This window comes from Aeromonas lusitana, from assembly GCF_002812985.1.
Taxonomy (GTDB): domain Bacteria; phylum Pseudomonadota; class Gammaproteobacteria; order Enterobacterales; family Aeromonadaceae; genus Aeromonas; species Aeromonas lusitana.
On the sequence record NZ_PGCP01000008.1, the window covers coordinates 1 to 17,457 of the forward strand.

The 17,457-nt window shown below is 65.8% G+C and carries 10 protein-coding genes; 5 read left to right on the top strand and 5 right to left on the bottom strand.

The genetic code is table 11. The annotated features are described in order from the left end of the window. The 4 genes from CUC44_RS06580 to CUC44_RS06595 form a co-directional block, all read left to right on the top strand. The coding region (locus CUC44_RS06580; protein ID WP_100859185.1) for a non-ribosomal peptide synthetase at positions 1-2,931 on the top strand (2,931 nt) is incomplete at its 5' end. A gap of 17 nt (positions 2,932-2,948) precedes the next feature. Then, positions 2,949-3,698: a 2,3-dihydro-2,3-dihydroxybenzoate dehydrogenase gene (gene dhbA / locus CUC44_RS06585; protein ID WP_100859231.1), complete on the top strand. Its 750-nt coding sequence runs from the start codon at positions 2,949-2,951 to the stop codon at positions 3,696-3,698. A 14-nt stretch (positions 3,699-3,712) separates the two neighbouring features. Then, positions 3,713-10,015 carry a non-ribosomal peptide synthetase gene (locus CUC44_RS06590; protein WP_157812754.1) on the top strand — a complete coding sequence of 2,101 codons (6,303 nt, stop codon included), beginning with the start codon at positions 3,713-3,715 and terminating at the stop codon, positions 10,013-10,015. Then, on the top strand, positions 10,012-11,553 hold the full coding sequence (locus CUC44_RS06595) for an amino acid adenylation domain-containing protein (RefSeq protein WP_100859186.1): 1,542 nt from the start codon (positions 10,012-10,014) through the stop codon (positions 11,551-11,553). The genes CUC44_RS06590 and CUC44_RS06595 overlap by 4 nt, the downstream gene beginning before the upstream one ends. A gap of 210 nt (positions 11,554-11,763) precedes the next feature. On the opposite strand, the gene CUC44_RS06600 is transcribed toward CUC44_RS06595, so the two are convergent. Beyond that, the gene (locus tag CUC44_RS06600) at positions 11,764-12,702 is read right to left on the bottom strand and encodes an ABC transporter substrate-binding protein (RefSeq protein WP_100859187.1); all 939 of its coding nucleotides are present in this window, start codon (positions 12,700-12,702) and stop codon (positions 11,764-11,766) included. 201 nt (positions 12,703-12,903) lie between these two features. On the opposite strand from CUC44_RS06600, the gene CUC44_RS06605 reads away from it, so the two are divergent. Continuing rightward, the gene (locus CUC44_RS06605) at positions 12,904-13,635 is read left to right on the top strand and encodes a 4'-phosphopantetheinyl transferase family protein (RefSeq protein WP_100859188.1); all 732 of its coding nucleotides are present in this window, start codon (positions 12,904-12,906) and stop codon (positions 13,633-13,635) included. Between the two features lie 66 nt (positions 13,636-13,701). Here CUC44_RS06605 and CUC44_RS06610 read toward each other — a convergent pair whose 3' ends face one another. The 4 genes from CUC44_RS06610 to CUC44_RS21245 all read right to left on the bottom strand — a co-directional run. Continuing rightward, entirely contained in the window at positions 13,702-14,505 is an 804-nt protein-coding gene (locus CUC44_RS06610; RefSeq protein WP_100859189.1) for an amonabactin ABC transporter ATP-binding protein, read from the bottom strand. A gap of 43 nt (positions 14,506-14,548) precedes the next feature. Further along, positions 14,549-15,619, bottom strand: coding sequence for an amonabactin ABC transporter permease subunit 1 (locus CUC44_RS06615; protein WP_100859190.1), 1,071 nt, complete (start codon positions 15,617-15,619; stop codon positions 14,549-14,551). An 11-nt stretch (positions 15,620-15,630) separates the two neighbouring features. Continuing rightward, positions 15,631-16,647, bottom strand: a complete 1,017-nt coding sequence (locus tag CUC44_RS06620) for an amonabactin ABC transporter permease subunit 2 (protein ID WP_100859191.1) — start codon at positions 16,645-16,647, stop codon at positions 15,631-15,633. A 76-nt stretch (positions 16,648-16,723) separates the two neighbouring features. Further along, positions 16,724-17,457: TonB-dependent receptor domain-containing protein (locus CUC44_RS21245; RefSeq protein WP_244166726.1), on the bottom strand; the 734-nt coding region annotated here is incomplete at its 5' end.

Sequence of the window (17,457 nt, forward strand, 5' to 3'; positions counted from 1 at the left end):
TGCGAGGCCCTGCAGGGCCATTTCGAGGACAATGGCGATGAGGTCTGCTTCGTCAGCCACGCCCTGGCTCCTGTCTATTGCGAGATAAACCTGGCGCGCGGTGATGAGGCGGAGGCTCGCGCCTGGGCCTGGGCGGATCTGCGCCGCCCGTTCGAGCTGACCACGGAATCCCCCTGCCGCTTCGCCCTGTTGCGTGGGCTCGAGCGAGATTATCTCTACAGCTGCGTGCACCACATAGCCCTCGACGGCTTCGGCACCACCCTCCTGTTCCAGCGCATCGCCGAGCTCTATGGGGAAGGGCTGGAGGGGGCCATGACGTCGCCATCCCCGTTCGGCCTGCTGGACGAGGTGCTGGCCGAGGAGCTGGCCCGGGATTCGAGCGGCAAGAACGCCACCGCCCGTGCCTTCTGGCAGGAGCAACTGCAAGAGTGGCCCGAGGTGAAATCCTTCAGCGAGTCCCGCGCTCCCATCGCCGCCGAATTTATCCGTGAGAGTCGCCCGCTGCCGGCGGCGCTCTGGCAATCCCTGGTGGGCTTTGTCGATGACAACAAGCTGAGCTGGCCGGATCTGCTGCTGGCCGGTCTCTCGGCCCAGCTGGCGCTGGCGAGCGGTCAGGAGAAGACCCTGCTTGGTCTCATGATGATGAACCGCATCGGCTCTGCCTCCCTGACCGTGCCCTGCATGCAGATGAACATCACCCCGCTGGCTTTCGAGCTCGGTGAGGAGATGAGCCTGGTGGTCGCCGCCGGCGCCGTGGCCAAGGCCAAGCGCGGGGTGCGCAAGCATCAGCACTACCGCTACGAGCTGCTGCGCCGCGACCTCGGGCTGGTGGGGGGGGACAAGCGCCTGTTTGGCCCCCTGGTCAACATAATGCCGTTCGACCATGCCCGTCGCTTCGGGCCGATCGAAGCCCATATCCTCAACATCAGCGCCGGCCCGGTGGAAGATCTCACCATCGAGGTGCAGGTAGGGGCCGATGGCCAGCCGAGGCTGGATCTGGATGCCAACCCTGGCTGCTATCAGACCGCGGATCTGGCGCGCATCGCCGATACCCTGTTCACCCTGCTGGGACGCTGGCTCGCCGAGCCGACCCTGACCCTGGGTACCCTCAAGGCCGACTGGCTCGCAGAGCAGCGGGCCAAGGCCCTAATCACCGGGCCAGCCCATGAAGTGATCCATGTGCGCCCCGTGCTGGATGCCCTCTGCCACTTCGCGGCCCAGACCCCGGACAAGATAGCGCTGGAGCAGGGGGAGGCCCGCTTTAGCTACGAAGCGCTCTTGACCCGCGCCGAGCAGATGGCCGCGGCCCTGCAAAACGCTGGGGTGCAACCCGGTGAGCGGGTCGGGGTCATGCTCTCTCGCTCTCCTCAGGCCATCTTTGCCCAGCTGGCAGTGCTCTTGGCGGGCGCCGTCTATGTGCCGCTCGATCCCGAGCAGCCCCTGGAGCGTCAGGGCCATATCCTGCGCATCGGTGAGGTCAAGACCCTCATCACCCAGGCGGAGTATCGCCACAAGCTGGCCAGCCTGTTCGAGGGCCGCACCCTGCTGGCCGGGGATCTGGTGAGCGGGGATCGCCTCTGTCAGCCGGCCAATGGCTACTCGGTCGCCTACCTGATGTTCACCTCGGGCTCGACCGGCCTGCCCAAGGGGGTCGCGGTCAGCCACTACGCCCTGGATCACTTCGCCGCCGCCGCCCGCTGCCGTTATCACCTGGGGGAGGGGGCGCGCATGCTGCAATTCGCCCCCTTCAACTTCGACGCCAGCATAGAGGAGGTGTTCGCCACCCTGAGTGCCGGCGCGACCCTGGTGCTGCGCACCGACGCCCTGCTCGAATCCATGCCGACCTTCGCGGCCGGGGTGGAAGAGATGGGGATCACCCACCTGGACTTGCCTACCGCCTTCTGGAACGAGTGGGTGGTGTCGCTGGGCGCAGGTCAGGCCCACATCCCGGCCAACCTTGCCACCGTCATCATAGGTGGCGAGGCGGTTTACCCTGAGCAGCTCGCCCAGTGGCAGCGTCAGGGACGCGCCGATGTGCGCCTGTTCAACACCTATGGCCCCACCGAGACGACTGTCGTGGTCACCACTCAGGAGCTGCAGGGCGAGGATCCCGCCCAGGCCCAGCTGCCCATCGGCTTGCCGCTGCCCGGCATGCAGGCGCTGATCCTGGGGGCGGGGGAGCAACCCGCCGAGGAAGGGGAGCTGGTGCTGCTCGGCCCGCAACTCGCCAACGGTTACGTCGGTGGCGTGCAGGGTACCTTCGGCACCCTGCGTGTCGGTGCCGAGCTCCTGCCCGTCTATCGCACCGGCGATCGGGTGCGCTGGGTTGCCGGTCGACTGGTCTATCTGGGCCGACGCGACAACGAGTTCAAGATCAGCGGCTATCGCATCCAGCCCGGCGAGGTGGAGGCCCAGTTGCTGGCCCTGCCCGGGGTGGATGAGGTCTGCGTGCAGGGGATCAGCCAGGGCAGCGTGCGCCGGCTGGTGGCCTTCGTGGCCGGCCCCGAGCGCGACAGCCGGGTCATCAAGGCGCAGCTCGCCAAGGTGCTGCCTGCCGCCATGATCCCCACCGACTATCGCCACTACGATCAGCTGCCCCGTACCGGCTCCAACAAGCTGGATCGCAAGGGCCTGCTGGCCCAGTACCAGGCGGGCGGTGAAGCCCTGACGCTCGGCAGCGAGACAGAGAACCGGGTCGGTGCCATCTGGCAGCAGATCCTGGGGCTGGCCACCATGGGGCCGGCGGACAACTTCTTCGAGCTGGGGGGCCAGTCCCTGCAGACCATACAGATAGTGAACCGGCTCGGCGCCGAGTTCGGGGTGCAGGTCAAGGTCTCCGACGTGTTCGATCACCCGCGCCTCGACGACTTCTGCCGCTTCCTCGACGGCAAGCTGACCGAGGATGAAGAGAGTGTGGAGATGGTCTGGTGATGAAGGACAAACAGACAATGAACATCAATTTCAGTGGCAAGCGGGTCTGGGTGACCGGTGCCGGCCGTGGCATAGGGCGCGAGGTGGCCGAGCAGTTCGTGGCCGCCGGCGCCAGCGTGGTGGGACTGGATCTGGCCTTCCCTTATGCCGATTACCCCTTCGCCACCCGGGTGCTCGACATTCGTGACTCGGGGGCGGTCAATGCCTGCTGCGATCAACTGCTGGCAGATGGCGGGCTGGATGTGCTGGTGAACGGGGCCGGGGTGTTGCGCCTCGGCCCCACCGAAGCCCTGAGTGATGCCGATTGGGACGACTGCCTAGCGGTCAACGCCAGCGGCGTCTTCTACCTGCTGCGGGCCCTGGTGCCCCATTTCAAGGGGCAGCGCCGCGGCGCTATCGTCACCATAGGCTCCAACGCCGCCCATGTGCCGCGTATGCAGATGGCGGCCTACTGCGCCTCCAAGGCGGCGGTCACCAGCCTGACCCAGACGGTGGGGCTGGAGCTGGCCCCCTTCGGGGTGCGGGTGAACCTGGTGTCGCCGGGTTCGACGGATACCGAGATGCTGCGCGGCATGCTGCCCGATGAAGGGGCCATGGCCCGCACCATCCAGGGGCTGCCGGATCAGTTCAAGCTCGGCATTCCGCTTAACAAGATTGCGACGGCGCAAGAGATAGCCCACACGGTCCTCTTCCTGGCCTCGGATCTGGCCAGCCATATCACACTGCAGGATCTGGTCGTCGACGGCGGCGCCACCCTGAGCGCCTGAGGGCTCAAAGACAGATGAACAATATGATCACGCTGCTCAAGCAGTTGGAACGTCAGGGGGTCAAGCTCGCCCTGAATGACAAGGGGCAGCTCATCTCCCAGTCGAGCAAGGAGGCGGTGACCCCCGCCATCGGCGCCCAAATCAAGGCCCACAAGGATGAGCTGGTGCGCTGCCTGGCCGCCCGCGCTGCTTTCGAGGCCCCCATCACCGTCTGTGAGGAGGCCAAGCGCACCCTGCAGGGGCCGCTCTCCTCCTCCCAGAGCGGGCTCTGGTTTATCGAGCAATACGAAGAGGCCTCCCACCTCTACAACATGCCGGTCTACTTCCGAGTGCGCGGCGAGCTGGATACGGCCGCCCTGGAGTTTGCCTTCGATCACCTGTTTGCGCGCCATCCCAGCATGCGCACCCGCTTCGTCAAGGACGAGGCGGGCAGGGGGGCCCAGGAGATCCTGCCCCATGCCCCGTTCAAGCTGCAGATAGAGGATATGAGCTCGGCCCCCCGGGCCGAGCGCGAGGCCTATGTGGCGCGCCGGGTGCGCGAAGAGATAGGGCGCCCCTTCTCTCTGACGAAAGGGGATCTCAGCCGGGTCAACCTTATCCGGTTGGGGACTCATGAACATGTGCTGCTGATCACCCAGCACCACATCATCTCCGACGGCTGGTCGGTCAAGAACATGTTCGCGGACTTGAAGCGCGCCTTCCTTGCCCACCAGAACCGGGAACCTCTGCAGGTGGCCGAGTTGCCGCTCAACTACCTGGACTACGCCCACTGGTTCAACTCCCCGCGTTTTCTCGACTATCACGCCGAGTTCAAGCCGTTCTGGGTGGACCGCCTGGGGGGCAGCCCTGAGGTGCACGGCTTGCCGCTCGACAAGCCCCGTCCCGCCCATCAGGGCAGCGGCGGTGAGCTGGTCTTCTCCACCATAGACAACGAGCTGTGGGACAGCTTCAAGCGCCTGTGCCAGCGTCACAGCACCTCGAACTTCATCGGCCTGCACGCCCTGTTCGCCCTGCTGATGGTGCGCCAGAGTGGAGAGAAGGAGGTGGTCATCGGCACCCCGCTCGCCTACCGCGAACGCCACGAGATTGAGTCCCTGGTGGGCTTCTTCGTCAATACCCTGGTGCTGAGAACCCGGCTGGAGGGGCGACCGAGCTTCGTCGACTATCTGCAACAGTGCCGGGAGGAAGATCTCGCTGCCTTTGACCATCAGATCTATCGGTTTGAGGCGCTGGCCGAGGCCATAGGCGCGGATCGCACTACCGCCATCAACCCCATCTTCCAGATCATGCTGGTCTATCAGGCCAAGGTGGATTTCAACGATCTCATCCCCGGCTGCGAGCTGGTGGAGGAGACCTCCCCCGTGCTGCCCGCCAAGACCGACATCTCGGTCAAGGTGACCGAGCTGATGGACTCGGTGCGGGTGGACTGGCTGTTCGCCACCGCCCTGTTCGAGCGCGCTACCCTGGAGGCCTATGCCGATCGCCTGCTGCACCTGATGCGCGCCGTGGTGGCGGCCCCCGAGACCGACATCTGGCAATTGCCCCTGGAAGCGGGCATGGACGATGGGGCCCTGGGGTTGGAGCTCGCGAGCCTGCCCGTCGACTACCCGAGCCGCGACACCCTGCTCTGCCATATCGAGCGTCAGGTGGCGGCTAAGCCCTCGGCCCTCGCGGTGAGCGATGATGCACGCAGCCTGAGCTATGGCGAGCTGGAGGCCGAGGCCAACCGGCTCGCCCACTGGCTGCTGTCCCAGGGGGTGACCCCGGGCGCCGCCATCGGCCTGCAGGCCAAGCGGGAGTCGGCCTTCGTCATTGGCCTGCTGGCCTGCTGGAAGGTGGGGGCGGCCTATGTGCCGCTCGACCCCGCCTATCCCGCCGAGCGGTTGGCCCACATCCTAAGCGATGCGGCCATCAGCCTGGTACTGGGGGGCGAGCCGGACGCGCGCCTTGGCGAGGCGCTGGCGGGCACGGGTGCCCAGTACCACAACCTGCACCAGCTGGCGCTGGATGAGATGCCGACCAGCGTCCCCGCCGTTCCCCGCGATGCCGCCATGCTGGCCCAGATCATCTACACCTCGGGTTCTACCGGTCTGCCCAAGGGCGTCATGGTGGAGCAGGGCAGCCTGGTCAACCTGATGGCGGATCACGGGGCGCGCATCGCGCTCGATTCCAGTGGCGCCATGTTCAACTGCATGTCCCTCTCGTTCGATGCGGGCAACATGACCACCTTGCTGCCCCTTTACTGCGGCGCCGCCCTGCACTTCGGCGAGCCGGGGGAGGGGGTGATCGCCGCCGCCATGGCCAAGGGCGCCAGCCATATGATTTTGCCGACGGCCCTGCTGGCGAACCTGCTGCCAGCGGCGGATCTCGGTTCCCTCAAGGCCATCGGTTTTGGCGGCGAGGCCTGCCCCAGCTCCCTGGTGGAGCGCTGGGGCAACCGGGTCGCGCTCTACAACATGTATGGCCCGACCGAGTGCACAGTGACCGCGCTCTGCGCGCGCCTGCGTCCGGGTGAGCCCATCACCATAGGCCAGCCCATCGACAACCTGAAGGCGGTGATCCTGGACGAGGCGGGCAACCCCTGCCCTGTGGGGGTACCCGGCGAGCTCTGCCTGACCGGCCTCGGCCTCGCCCGTGGTTACCTCAACCTGCCGGATCGCACCAAAGAAGCCTTTATCGAGCGCACCCTGGTCAGTGGCGCTGGCACCCGTGTTCATCGTCTCTATCGTACCGGGGATAGGGCCCTCAGACGCCGTGATGGCAACCTCAGCTACCTGGGGCGCATCGACGAGCAGATAAAGCTGCGGGGTTATCGCATCGAGCCCGGCGAGATAGAGACCCAGATTGCCGCAATTGAACCGGCTATCCGCCAGATCAAGGTGGTGGTGCAAGAGGGTCGCTTGCTGGCGTATGCCTGCCTGCAAGCCGGCGCGCCCGAGCCGGACGCCGAGGCCCTGCTGCAACGGACCGGCGAGTGCCTGCCCGAATACATGGTGCCGGTGCGCCTCTGCTGGTTGCCCGAGATGCCGCTCACTCCCAACGGCAAGCTGGACCTGCGCCGCCTGCCCGCCATCAGCTGGCAGGAGAGCAAGGGCGAGCCGCAAAACGAGCTGGAGCAGACGGTGCTCGCCATCTGGCAGGCGGTGCTCAAGCAGCCTCTCGGCGTGGAGGATGACTTCTTTCGCCTAGGGGGGGATTCCATCCTCAGCATCCAGCTCACCACCCGCTTGCGAGACGCAGGCCTGCACTGCAGCGTGAAGGACGTGTTCGAGGCCAAGACGGTGCGTCGTCTGTGCCGTCAGCTCGGTCAGCAGCAGGCGGTCAGTCACCAGACGGAGCAAGGGATCCTGGAAGGGGAATTCCCCCTGCACCCGATCCAGCGCTGGTTCTTCGAGCAGGGCTTCGCCAAGTCCGGTCACTGGAACCAGGGAGTGATACTGCGCCTGCCAGCCGGTATCGACGACGAGGCCCTGATGGGCTGGATGAGCACCCTGCTCGCCCACCACGATGCCCTGCGTTTGGCGGTCACCCCGACCGGTCAGCGCTATCTGCCCGAGCTGGCGCTGCCGCCCCTGCATCGGCTGGATGCGGCCGAGCTGGACGAGGCCGAGCTGCAGGCTCGCCTGACCCAGTGGCAGGGGGACTTTGCCCCCGAGCAGGGCCAGACCCTGGCCTGGGCACGGCTCAGCAATCTCGCGAGCGAGGTGGACGCCGAGCCCGTAGAGGGGCTCTTTATCGCCTTCCACCATCTGGTCATCGACGCCGTCTCCTGGCGCATCCTGGCCGAGGATCTGGTGCGTCTCGCCGAGGGCCGTACCTTGCCCGCCAAGGGCAGCAGCTACCGCCAATGGGGAGAGGGGCTGGCCGCCTACGCGACCCGCGAGGCCGCCCAGCTGGCGTTCTGGCTGGGGCAGGGGGAGGGCAGCGAGCAAGGCTTGCTGGAGGCTCAGCGCGCCCCCGATGGCCGCGCCGCCGCCAGCCTGTTGCGCCTGGATGAGCAGATCACGGCCCGCCTCATCGATGAGGCCAACCAGGCCCACCTGACCCAGGTGCCGGATCTGCTGCTGACGGCCCTGACCCGCACCCTGAGCGAGCTGGGCTATGGCGCCAAACAGTGCGTGATGCTGGAAGGGCACGGCCGTGAGGCCATCGATGCGCAGCTGGATGTGAACCGCACCCTCGGCTGGTTCACCAGCACCTATCCCCTGGCGCTGGCCGATCACCCGTCCTGGAGCGATCTTGTCTGCGACACCAAGGAGCGGCTGCGGGCCGTGCCGGACAAGGGGGTGGGCTTCAACGCCCTGCGCCTGCACCACCCTCATGGTCAGGAGCTGCCTCACTCCGCCATCGTCTTCAACTACCTGGGGGTCTCCCACAGAGGCACCCCGGCCCCCTGGCAGCCCCTGCCGGTGGCGCCGGGCCAACCCTCGGCGCCACAGAACCTGCCGCGCGAGCTCATCAGCCTGCACGGCGGCGTCTACGGCGGCTGCCTCACCCTGCGCCAGGTCGGTGCCCTCAACCAGGAAGCGAGCGACGCCCTGATGGCTGCCCTTGCGGCCAATATCGAGGCCCTGGTGAACGCCTGCTGCGCGCAAGCCAAACCGCGCCGCACCCCGAGCGACTTCCCGGGGCTGGCTCTGACCCAATCCACCCTGGATGGGGTGCTGGACGAGGCAGAGGCTGGTGGCGAGGTGGAGACACTGCTGCCCATGACCTCCTTGCAGCAGAGCATGCTGCATCACAGGGCACTGGTGCCCACGGATAGCGCCTACCACCTGCAAACCGAGATAAGCTATCGTCAGGTGCTGGATGTGGCCACGTATCGCGCTGCCTGGCAGGCCCAGCTCGCCCGCTGGCCCGTGCTCAGAGCCGCCCTCGTCCTGGCGGACGGGGTTGCGTTGCAGCGCATCATGGCGAGGGCCGAGCTTCCCTTCCACTATGAGGACTTGTCCGGGCTTGGGGATGCCGAGGCACGGGTTCAGGCCTATCGTCAGCAGGATCTGACCAGACCCATACCGCTGGTTCAGGCTCCCCTGCTGCGCATCGCCTGCTTCAAACTGGCCCCCGATCACCACAAGGTGATCCTGAGCGCTCACCACGCCGTGCTCGATGGTTGGAGCGGTCCAGTGCTACTGGGATCTGTGCATCGCTGCTATCAGCAGTCAATGATGCAGCAATCAATGACACAAGGGACCGCGTCCGAGGTGACATTGGATACTGCCTGGCTCGCCTTCGGCCGCCATATCGCAAGCGAGTCGGCGAGCAGCGCCGCCTACTGGCAGAAACGCGAAGATCTGCTGGCGAGAGCCAACGATCTGTCGGCCCTGTTCGGGGTGGCACTCGAACCCGGCCTGAGCGGACGCCTCACCCAGCAGAGCCCCGAGGTGTGCGGCCAGGGTCTGACCCCCGAGATCTCCGGGCGCCTGGAGAGTCGCGCCCGCGAGCTGGGAGTCACCGTTGGCCTCTTGGCCCAGTACGCCTGGCATCGGCTGCTCGCCCGCCATTGCGGCGACCCTGTCACCCTGGTGGGCAACGTGACCCCGGGCCGTGACTTCCCCATCGAGGGGATCACCCAAAGTGTCGGGCTCTATATCAACAGCCTGCCGCTGGCCCTGGATTGGCGCACCGACCTGACCCTGGCGCAGCATATCGCTCAGTTGCAGGGGGACTTGCTTGCCCTGAATCAGCACGGTACCCAGTCCCTGGCGGCCCTGACCCGGGGTGGCCCGCGCCTGTTCCAGAGCCTGTTCGTGTTCGAGAACTACCCCATGCCATCGCCGCCGGCGACGCTCGAGCCCCATCAGCTGGTACCGCAGTTTGGCGCCGTGGTGGAGAAGGTGGAGCTGCCTCTGTCCCTGGTGGTCAACGCCCGCGGCGGTCAGCTCAACCTGCGCCTCGAATTCGACGGCGAGCAGATAGATCAGGGAGGTGCACAAGCCGTGCTGGCCCTCTGGGTCGCCGAGCTGGAGTGGCTGGCAGAGGTCAACCTGGCCCAGAGCGCCCGTCTCTCGGATGCCAAGGCGCCTGGCGCTCTGGCGACGCCTGCGCCGGTGGTGGGCGAGGCCATGCCGACTGAGATCGAGGCGCGCCGACTGCTGGCCCTGTGGCAGAGCCACTGCGGCCACAGCGCTAGCTGGCAGCAGAATCTGAGCGAGCTTGGCATCGATTCGGTGCAGCAGCTCGCCCTGCTGGCGGCCCTCAACGAGGCATTTTGTGCCCGCCATGGGACGCTGAGCCTGCCACGTCTCAAGGGGCAGGGCTCGCCGAGCCAGCTGTTCAACCACTGGCTGGTGCGTCTGCCCGAGGAGGTGATATGACCACGGCGATAACCATTAATCCACGGCAAGGGGATACCCCCCATAGTGCCCGGCAGGGCGAACAGGGACTCGGTGTTCGGCTGGCTCGCGTGTTGGGGGGAACGCCGCTCGCCCCCGCCATCGGTATGAACGGCCACTGGCAGAGCTACGGGGAGCTGGACGCTCGGGTCGGCCAGATTGCCGCCAGCCTGCGTGGCTTAGGGGTAGGAGAACGGGTCGGCCTCTATCTGACCCGTTCCCCTGACTTGGTGGCCAGCCTGCTCGCCTGCCTGCGCCTCGGCCTTACCTTCGTGCCCCTCGAGCCGGATTTCCCGGTGGAGCGGCTGCAAGGCATCGCCCGTCAGGCGCTGCTCTCGGCTGTGCTCTGTGATGACGTCGAGGGCTGCCCCGAGTTTGGCTGCCCTCTGCGCCCCCTGAGTCATGTGAGTGGCGAGGCCCTGAGCGAGGCGGTTCTGCGCGGGGAGGCCTGCACCTGGCCCCAGGTGGATGACGACCTGGCTGCCTACATGATGTTCACCTCGGGCTCCACCGGCGAGCCCAAGGGGGTGGTCATCAGCCGTCGCGCCCTGCTCTGCTTCCTCGACGGGATCCGCGAGCGGCTCGGCCTCTCACCCAGCTGCCATTGGCTCTTTATCACCACCCCGGCCTTCGACATCTCCTTGCTGGAGATGCTGGGGCCGCTCTGGGGCGGCGGTCGGCTGACGGTGGCGGATAACGGCCACAACAAGGATCCCTCAGGCATGATGGCCCTGCTGGCGGCGGACTTCTCCATCAACTGGCTGCAGGCTACCCCCGCCTGCTGGCGCATGTTGCTCAAAGCCGGCTGGCAGGGCAGTGACAGCCTCACCGCCCTGTGTGGCGGCGAGGCGCTGGATCCCGGGCTTGCCGAGCAGCTCTGCGCCCGCACCCAGCGGCTCTGGAACTGCTACGGCCCGACCGAGGCCACCGTCTGGTCCCTGGTGAGCGAGGTGCGCATGCCACTGGCCGATGGGCGCATCCGCATAGGCCACAGCCTGCCGGGCTACCGGCACTGGGTACTGGATGGCGCGGGTCAACCGGTGAATGAAGGGGAGGAGGGGGAGCTTTGCATAGAGAGCCCGGCCCTGTGCGAGGGGTACTGGCGCAAGCCTGCCCTGACGGCGGCGGCCTTCCTGCGCCTGGATACCCATCGCCTCTATCGCACCGGCGATCGGGTGCGCCAGCTTGGCTGCGATCAGTTCCTCTATCTCGGGCGGCGCGACGATCAGATAAAATTGCGCGGTTTTCGCATCGAACTCGGCGAGGTGGAGGCGGGCCTTCGCCGCCAGGCCGGGGTGCAGGAGGCGGCGGTGCGGCTCATCGGCGAGGGGGACGACGCCATGCTGGTGGGCTATGTGGAGGCGAAAAGCGGGATAACCCTCAACCGGCTCGCCCTGCGCAAGGGCCTGCAGGCGAGCCTGCCCCACTATATGGTGCCGGCTCGCATCGTGCTGCTGGACGCCCTGCCCAAGACAGGCAGCGGGAAACTCGATAGAAAGGCGTTGCCACTGCCGGAGTGAATCATGGTGGATAAGTAGACTGCCAATATTGAGTTTCATAGCGCAGATGTGCTTCGAAACTAAAATTCATTGGTAAGTTGTCGTTTTCTGGCCTGTCTCACGAGCGGCAGGCCGGATCTCCCAGAGGATCCTATCTCAGTCGGCAACACCAGCCAGCCAAACAAAAGCCCGCATCATGCGGGCTTTTTCTATTCGGGTGAGCAAGGTGACTCAGTGGGTGATGGGGGCTGCATCCGGCTTGCTCATCAGCTGCTCCACATCGCTTATCACCCGCAGGGCCGCCTGGGGGCCGCCGGTGGAGGTCCAGAGGGACCCGTCCACGGCGCCGAAGCGCTTGCCCTTGATGGCGCTGAGCTGCTGGAAGGCCGGGGTCTGCTCGGCCTGCTTCATGGCATCCACCGCATCGCCGCTGGCGCTCAGGGTGCCGATCACCAGCCAGTCACCGTCCAGCAGGTTGAGGGATTCGAGGCTCAATGCCGGAGAGTGGGGGCTCTTGTCACCGATCTGGTGGGGCGGGCGCGCCAGTCCCATCTCCTGCACCACGCTGCTGGCGAAGGTGCTGCCGTGCATGTAGCTAGGTCCCTTGGGGTTCCAGCGCACTATGCTCACCTGCTCACCCTGATGCTTGGCAAGCTTGGTGCGGGCTTCCTGCAGACGGGCGTCGTATTGGGCGAGGAAGGCCTTGGCCTCGGCCTCCTTGTTCATCACCAGGGCGCTGCGCTGGAAGATGACCTTCCAGGGCTCACCCCAGTTGCCGGTGACCACGGTCGGGGCGATTTCATTGAGCAGGGTCAGCAATTCCGGCTTGGTCTGGCCGGTCAGGATGAGATCCGGCTCCAGATCGATGAGCTTCTCCAGGTTCGGGTTGTCCAGATCCCCCACTATGGTGATCTCCTTGTCCGCCTTGTCCAGCAGGTAGCGGGGCAGGGTGGCCTGGCCGCGGCCGTTGACGGTGCCGACCGGTTGCACCCCCAGGGTCAGGGCGGTGTCCAGGTCGAGCTCGCCCAGCACGACGACGCGCTTGGGGGCATCCGGGACGGTTTGGGACTGGCCGTTGGCATCGATAACCTGGCGAGTGCCGGCCTGGGCCTGGAAACCGACCAGGCTGGCCAGCATCAGGGCGGCGGCCAGGGGGGAGGAGATCTTCATGGTTACATCCTTATGGGTGAATGCGGCGGGCACAGTCCTGTCAGCCCGGAGGGGGGACTGGCTGTTCGTGCGCACGTTATGTGGCCCCAAATGGGCGGGGACATGCTATCACAGCTTTAAGTGAGAAACGTTGTCATTTGTATTTGTGGCATGGGACGGGCTGGCTTTGTTACCATCAGGCTCCCATGCCAGGAGCCTTACATGCCGCTTTCTTCCCTATCCACCGACGCCCGTTTCGTCCTGCACGCCGATGCGCTGCGCCTGCCCGGGCTCGCTGCCCTGCCGGTGCAGCGGATCCGCTTCGACACCGCCGCCTTTACCCCTGCGTGCTTTGCCGAGCAGGGGATAGTTCTGCCCGATACGCTGGGGCGAGCCGCGGCCAAGCGTCAGGGGGAGTTTCTCGCCGGCCGGTTGGCGGCGCGCCAGGCCCTGCGCCCCTTTGGCTTGGCAGATCAGGAAGTAGCCATAGGGGAAGATCGGGCGCCGTGCTGGCCGGTGGGCATGGAAGGCAGCATCAGCCACAGCCAGTTGGCGGGGCAGGGCATGGCCCTGTGCACGGTGCGCCCTGGCCGAGCGGGTCTTGGGCTGGATCTGGAGGCCTGGCTGTCAGAAGAGCAAGCGAGTCAACTCTGGCCCGGTATCGTCGATAAGGAGGAGTGGGGGCGGCTGATCGCGGGCGCCGCAGCCGCCGATCTGAGCCTGGCCGAGGGGCTGACCCTGGTGTTTTCAGCCAAGGAGAGCCTGTTCAAGGCACTCTATCCCAGGGTCGGGCGCTATTTTGACTTTCTCGACGCCAGCTGGTCGGCCATGGGGGGCCAGACCCTCACCCTGAGTCTGAAGACGGCGCTTGCCCCGGACTTGCCTGCCGGCTGGCACTGCCCCCTGCATTGGCAGCGTCTGCCGGGGGGCCTGCTCACCCTGCTGGCACTTTGATGGGGATGAAACATCAGAAATGAGAGATAAAAAAAACCGCCGATGGGCGGTTTTTTACTGCTGGGTTCAGGCTCGCTGCTGGTCCGCCGTGGCCTCGGTTCGCCTGCGGGGCACTATCACCGGGGCGCCATCGCCGGGGGCATGCAGTATATCGACGTCGGTCTGGTAGAGGCGGTCGATAAGGGGCTTGGTCACCACCTCCCTGGCCGGGCCCATGGCCTGAACGCCGCCGTCGCCGAGCGCAATCAGCTCGTCGCAGTAGCGGGCGGCGGTGGCGAGATCGTGGATGACGATGAGTACCGTCTTGCCAGCTGCGGTGATCTGGTGGATGGCCTCCATCACCTCGGTCTGATGACCTATGTCGAGGGCGCTGGTGGGTTCGTCCAGCAAGATGATGTCCGCGTCCTGGGCCAGCACCATGGCGAGCCAGACCCGCTGCGCCTGACCACCGGACAGGGAACTGGCGCTCTGATGCCAGATGGACTCCAGCTGCATCCGCTCACAGGCCCAGCGCACCATGCGCGCATCCTCTTCGCTCCACTGATTGAACCAGCCCTGATGAGGATGACGGCCATATTGCACCAACTGCTCTACCAAGATGCCGGCGGGCACCAGGGGGCGCTGGGGCAGGTAGGCGAGCTCCCGGGCCAGGGCCTTCATGCCGTAGCTGGCAAGCGGCTTGCCCTTGAGCAGGATCTCCCCGCTCTGGGGCTGCTCTTGCCCAGCCAGCAACTTGAGCAGGGTGGACTTGCCGCCGCCGTTCGGCCCGACGATGCCTACCAGCTTGCCCTTGGGGATGGTGAAGGAGACGTCATCGAACACGGGCTTTTGCTGATAGCCGAAACGAAGGCGGTTTACGGTGAGCGTCATCGAGGAGCCCCTTGTCGTTGATTAATCAGAATATATGGCGTCATCAGTCGGCCTTCTGCCGGTCTTTGATGAGCACGAACAGCAGCAGCATGCCGCCAAGAATACGGGTCATGATGCCGGTGGCGACCTCGTGGGGGCTGGCCAGCACCCGCACCAGGGTATCGCTCGCCAAGAGCAGCAGGGCGCCGCACAGCGCGGCTATCCACAGTGGCACTACCCGATCCCGGGAGAGCCTGGAGGCGAGGATGGGGGCGGCCATGGCGATGAACACCACAGGGCCGCCGATGGCGGTGCCAAGGGCCGCCACTACGATGGCCTGGGCCAGCACCCCGAGCTGCACCCGGTTCACGTTCACCCCCAGGGTCTGGGCCGTGGTGGGGCCGAGGCGCAGCACCCCGAGGGCGCGGGAGAGATACAGAATCCAGGGGCAGATCAGCAGGATCAGCACTCCCACCGGCAGCACTGTACTGTAACCCTGGCCGACGAAGTTGCCCATGTTCCACAGATAGAGGCTGGTGAGGTGTACCAGGGACTGGGTGGACATGGCGAACTGGCCGATGGCATTCATCAGCTCGGAGACGCCGATGCCGATCACCACGAACAGATAGCCCTGTTCCCCCGGTTTGTTGCACAGGGCGTAGAGCACGGCGGCGGCGAACAGGGCACCGAGGGGCGCCGCCCACCAGGGCCAGCTGCCCAGGGTCAGGTAGAGGGAGAAGATGATGATGGCCAAGGAGGCCCCCTCGTTGACCCCTATCATGTCCGGGGTGGCGAGGCGGTTGCGAATGAGTGTCTGCACCAGGCAGCCGGAGAGGCCCATGGCGGCGCCCGCCACCAGCACGGCGACGATGCGCGGCAACCGGATCTTGAAGACAGTCACTTCGCCGAGGCGACTTCCTTCCCCCATCAGGGTCTGGATCACCCCCAGCATGGTGAGCTTGCCGGAGCCCAGGGTCAGTGCCAGCAGGGATAACAGCACCAAGGCGAGCACCAGGGCTAGGGTGATGAGCCAGGCGCGGCGGTCGAGCAGCAGGGTACGGGAGCCCAGGCGCAGGCAGAAGGTGCCGGCGGGCAGGGCCGTAGCGGGTACGGTCTTGGTTGCGGGATCATGCATAAGAGGCTTCCTTATTTCACGGCCAGCAGGGAGCGGAAACCGCCGCTGCGCACCACCAGGATCAGCACGGGGGCACCGATCAGCGCGAGAATGACGCCGTTGGGCAGCTCGAACGGCTGCAGCAGCCAGCGGGCCAGCACATCGGCGGCGAGCAGGAACAGGACGCCGAACAGGGCGGAGAAGCGCACCTGGATGGACAGGCGCACCGGCTCCACCAAGCGGGCACAATAGGCGGCCAGGAAGCCGACGAAGCCGATGGGGCCGGCGATGGCGATGGCGCAGGCGGTGAACAGGGTTGCGGCCAAGAGCACCCCTATGCGCACCCGGGTCGGCCGGATGCCGAGGGCCTGGGCCTGGTTGTCCCCCATCTGCATCAAGGTGAGCTGGCGGCACAGGGCCAGGGTCAGCAGCAGGGCGGCGAGGGCGAAGGGCAGCACGGTCAGCACGGAATCGAGGCTGGAGGCGGCTAGCGACCCCAAGTTCCAGAAGCGAAACTGCTCCAGTACCACCTTGTTCGAAAGCAGCAGGAAATTGGAGAGGCCGCCGAAGGTGGCGGAGAGGGCGACGCCGACCAGAATGAGTTTGAGGGGGTTGGAGCGACCCACCATGAGGCCGAGGCCAAGCACGATAATATTGCCCATCAGGGCCCCCATGCCGGACCAGAGCAGGTAGCCGTAGGCAGATTCGACGCCAAAATAGGTGAGGCCTATGACCAGGGCGAACACGGCGCCGGCATTGACCCCAAGCAGGCCGGGCTCGGCCAGGGGGTTGCGGGTGGCGCTTTGCAGCATGGAGGCGGCAAGCGCGAGGCAGACACCGACTACCAGGGCGGCCAGGGTGCGGGGCAGGCGTAGGGTATTGACTATCATGGCGAGTTTTTCATCGGCCACGAAGGCGGGATCGCCCAAGAGGAAACCGGCGACCTCGCGGCCACCATAGACACCGGCGCCAGTGGCCAGTGACAGAGAAATCAGCAGGAAGAGGAGCAGCACTGTGAGCCAGAACAGCTGGGTTTGGAATCTGAGCACGCAAGGACTCCTTTCAATTCGGGGCAGTAGAAACGCAAAAAGGGAGCCCGATTGGGCTCCCGAAACAAAGGGGTAATTACATCTTGTAATCGACCCCGGCGTAGACGGTACGACCTTCCAGGATGAAGTCGGCGTCGGTGGCGACCTGATCACGCTGGGTGTTGGTCAGGTTGGTGATACCGAGCTTGAAGTCCAGGGCCGGTGTGACCTTCCAGTTGGTGTTGACGTCCAGGGTCTGGTAGTGCTCGGACTTGAACGCCTGGGCGTTGCGGGCCGGTACCTTGATGATCTGGCTGCCGACATATTGCCAGGCCAGGTTGGCGCTGACCACGTCGCTTGCCTGCCAGTCCAGGCCCAGGTTGCCGGTGTGATCCGGGGTCTTGGCCAGGTCTTCACCCGTGCTCTTGTCCTCGGAGTCCAGCAGGGTCCAGTTACCGGTCAGCTGCACGTTGTCCAGCACGTCAACCCAGCCGGTCAGCTCCAGACCCTTGATGCGGGCCTTCTTGACGTTGAGGTAGGTCATGACGGTCGGACGGTAGCCAGGGCCCCACTGATCGCTCTGGATCAGATCCTCGATGTCGTTGTGGAAACCAGTCACGCCGGCGCCGAAACGATCGCTCTCGTAAGCGGTTCCCAGCTCATAGCTGACCGCGGTTTCCGGTTTTAGATCCGGGTTGCCGATGACCTGACAGGCGCCGCGGCAGGCGGTGGTGGAGAAGCCTTCGCTGGACTGGGCCAGGGTCGGTGCCTTGAACGCCTTGCCGGCGCCGCCCTTGATCACCCACTCGTCGGTCAGGGTGTAGAGGGCAT

Coding starts and splice junctions, on each gene's coding strand:
- dhbA (WP_100859231.1), top strand. CDS start 2,949: ATGAACATCAATTTCAGTGGCAAGCGGGTCTGGGTGACCGGTGCCGGC.
- CUC44_RS06590 (WP_157812754.1), top strand. CDS start 3,713: ATGAACAATATGATCACGCTGCTCAAGCAGTTGGAACGTCAGGGGGTC.
- CUC44_RS06595 (WP_100859186.1), top strand. CDS start 10,012: ATGACCACGGCGATAACCATTAATCCACGGCAAGGGGATACCCCCCAT.
- CUC44_RS06600 (WP_100859187.1), bottom strand. CDS start 12,702: ATGAAGATCTCCTCCCCCCTGGCCGCCGCCCTGATGCTGGCCAGCCTG.
- CUC44_RS06605 (WP_100859188.1), top strand. CDS start 12,904: ATGCCGCTTTCTTCCCTATCCACCGACGCCCGTTTCGTCCTGCACGCC.
- CUC44_RS06610 (WP_100859189.1), bottom strand. CDS start 14,505: ATGACGCTCACCGTAAACCGCCTTCGTTTCGGCTATCAGCAAAAGCCC.
- CUC44_RS06615 (WP_100859190.1), bottom strand. CDS start 15,619: ATGCATGATCCCGCAACCAAGACCGTACCCGCTACGGCCCTGCCCGCC.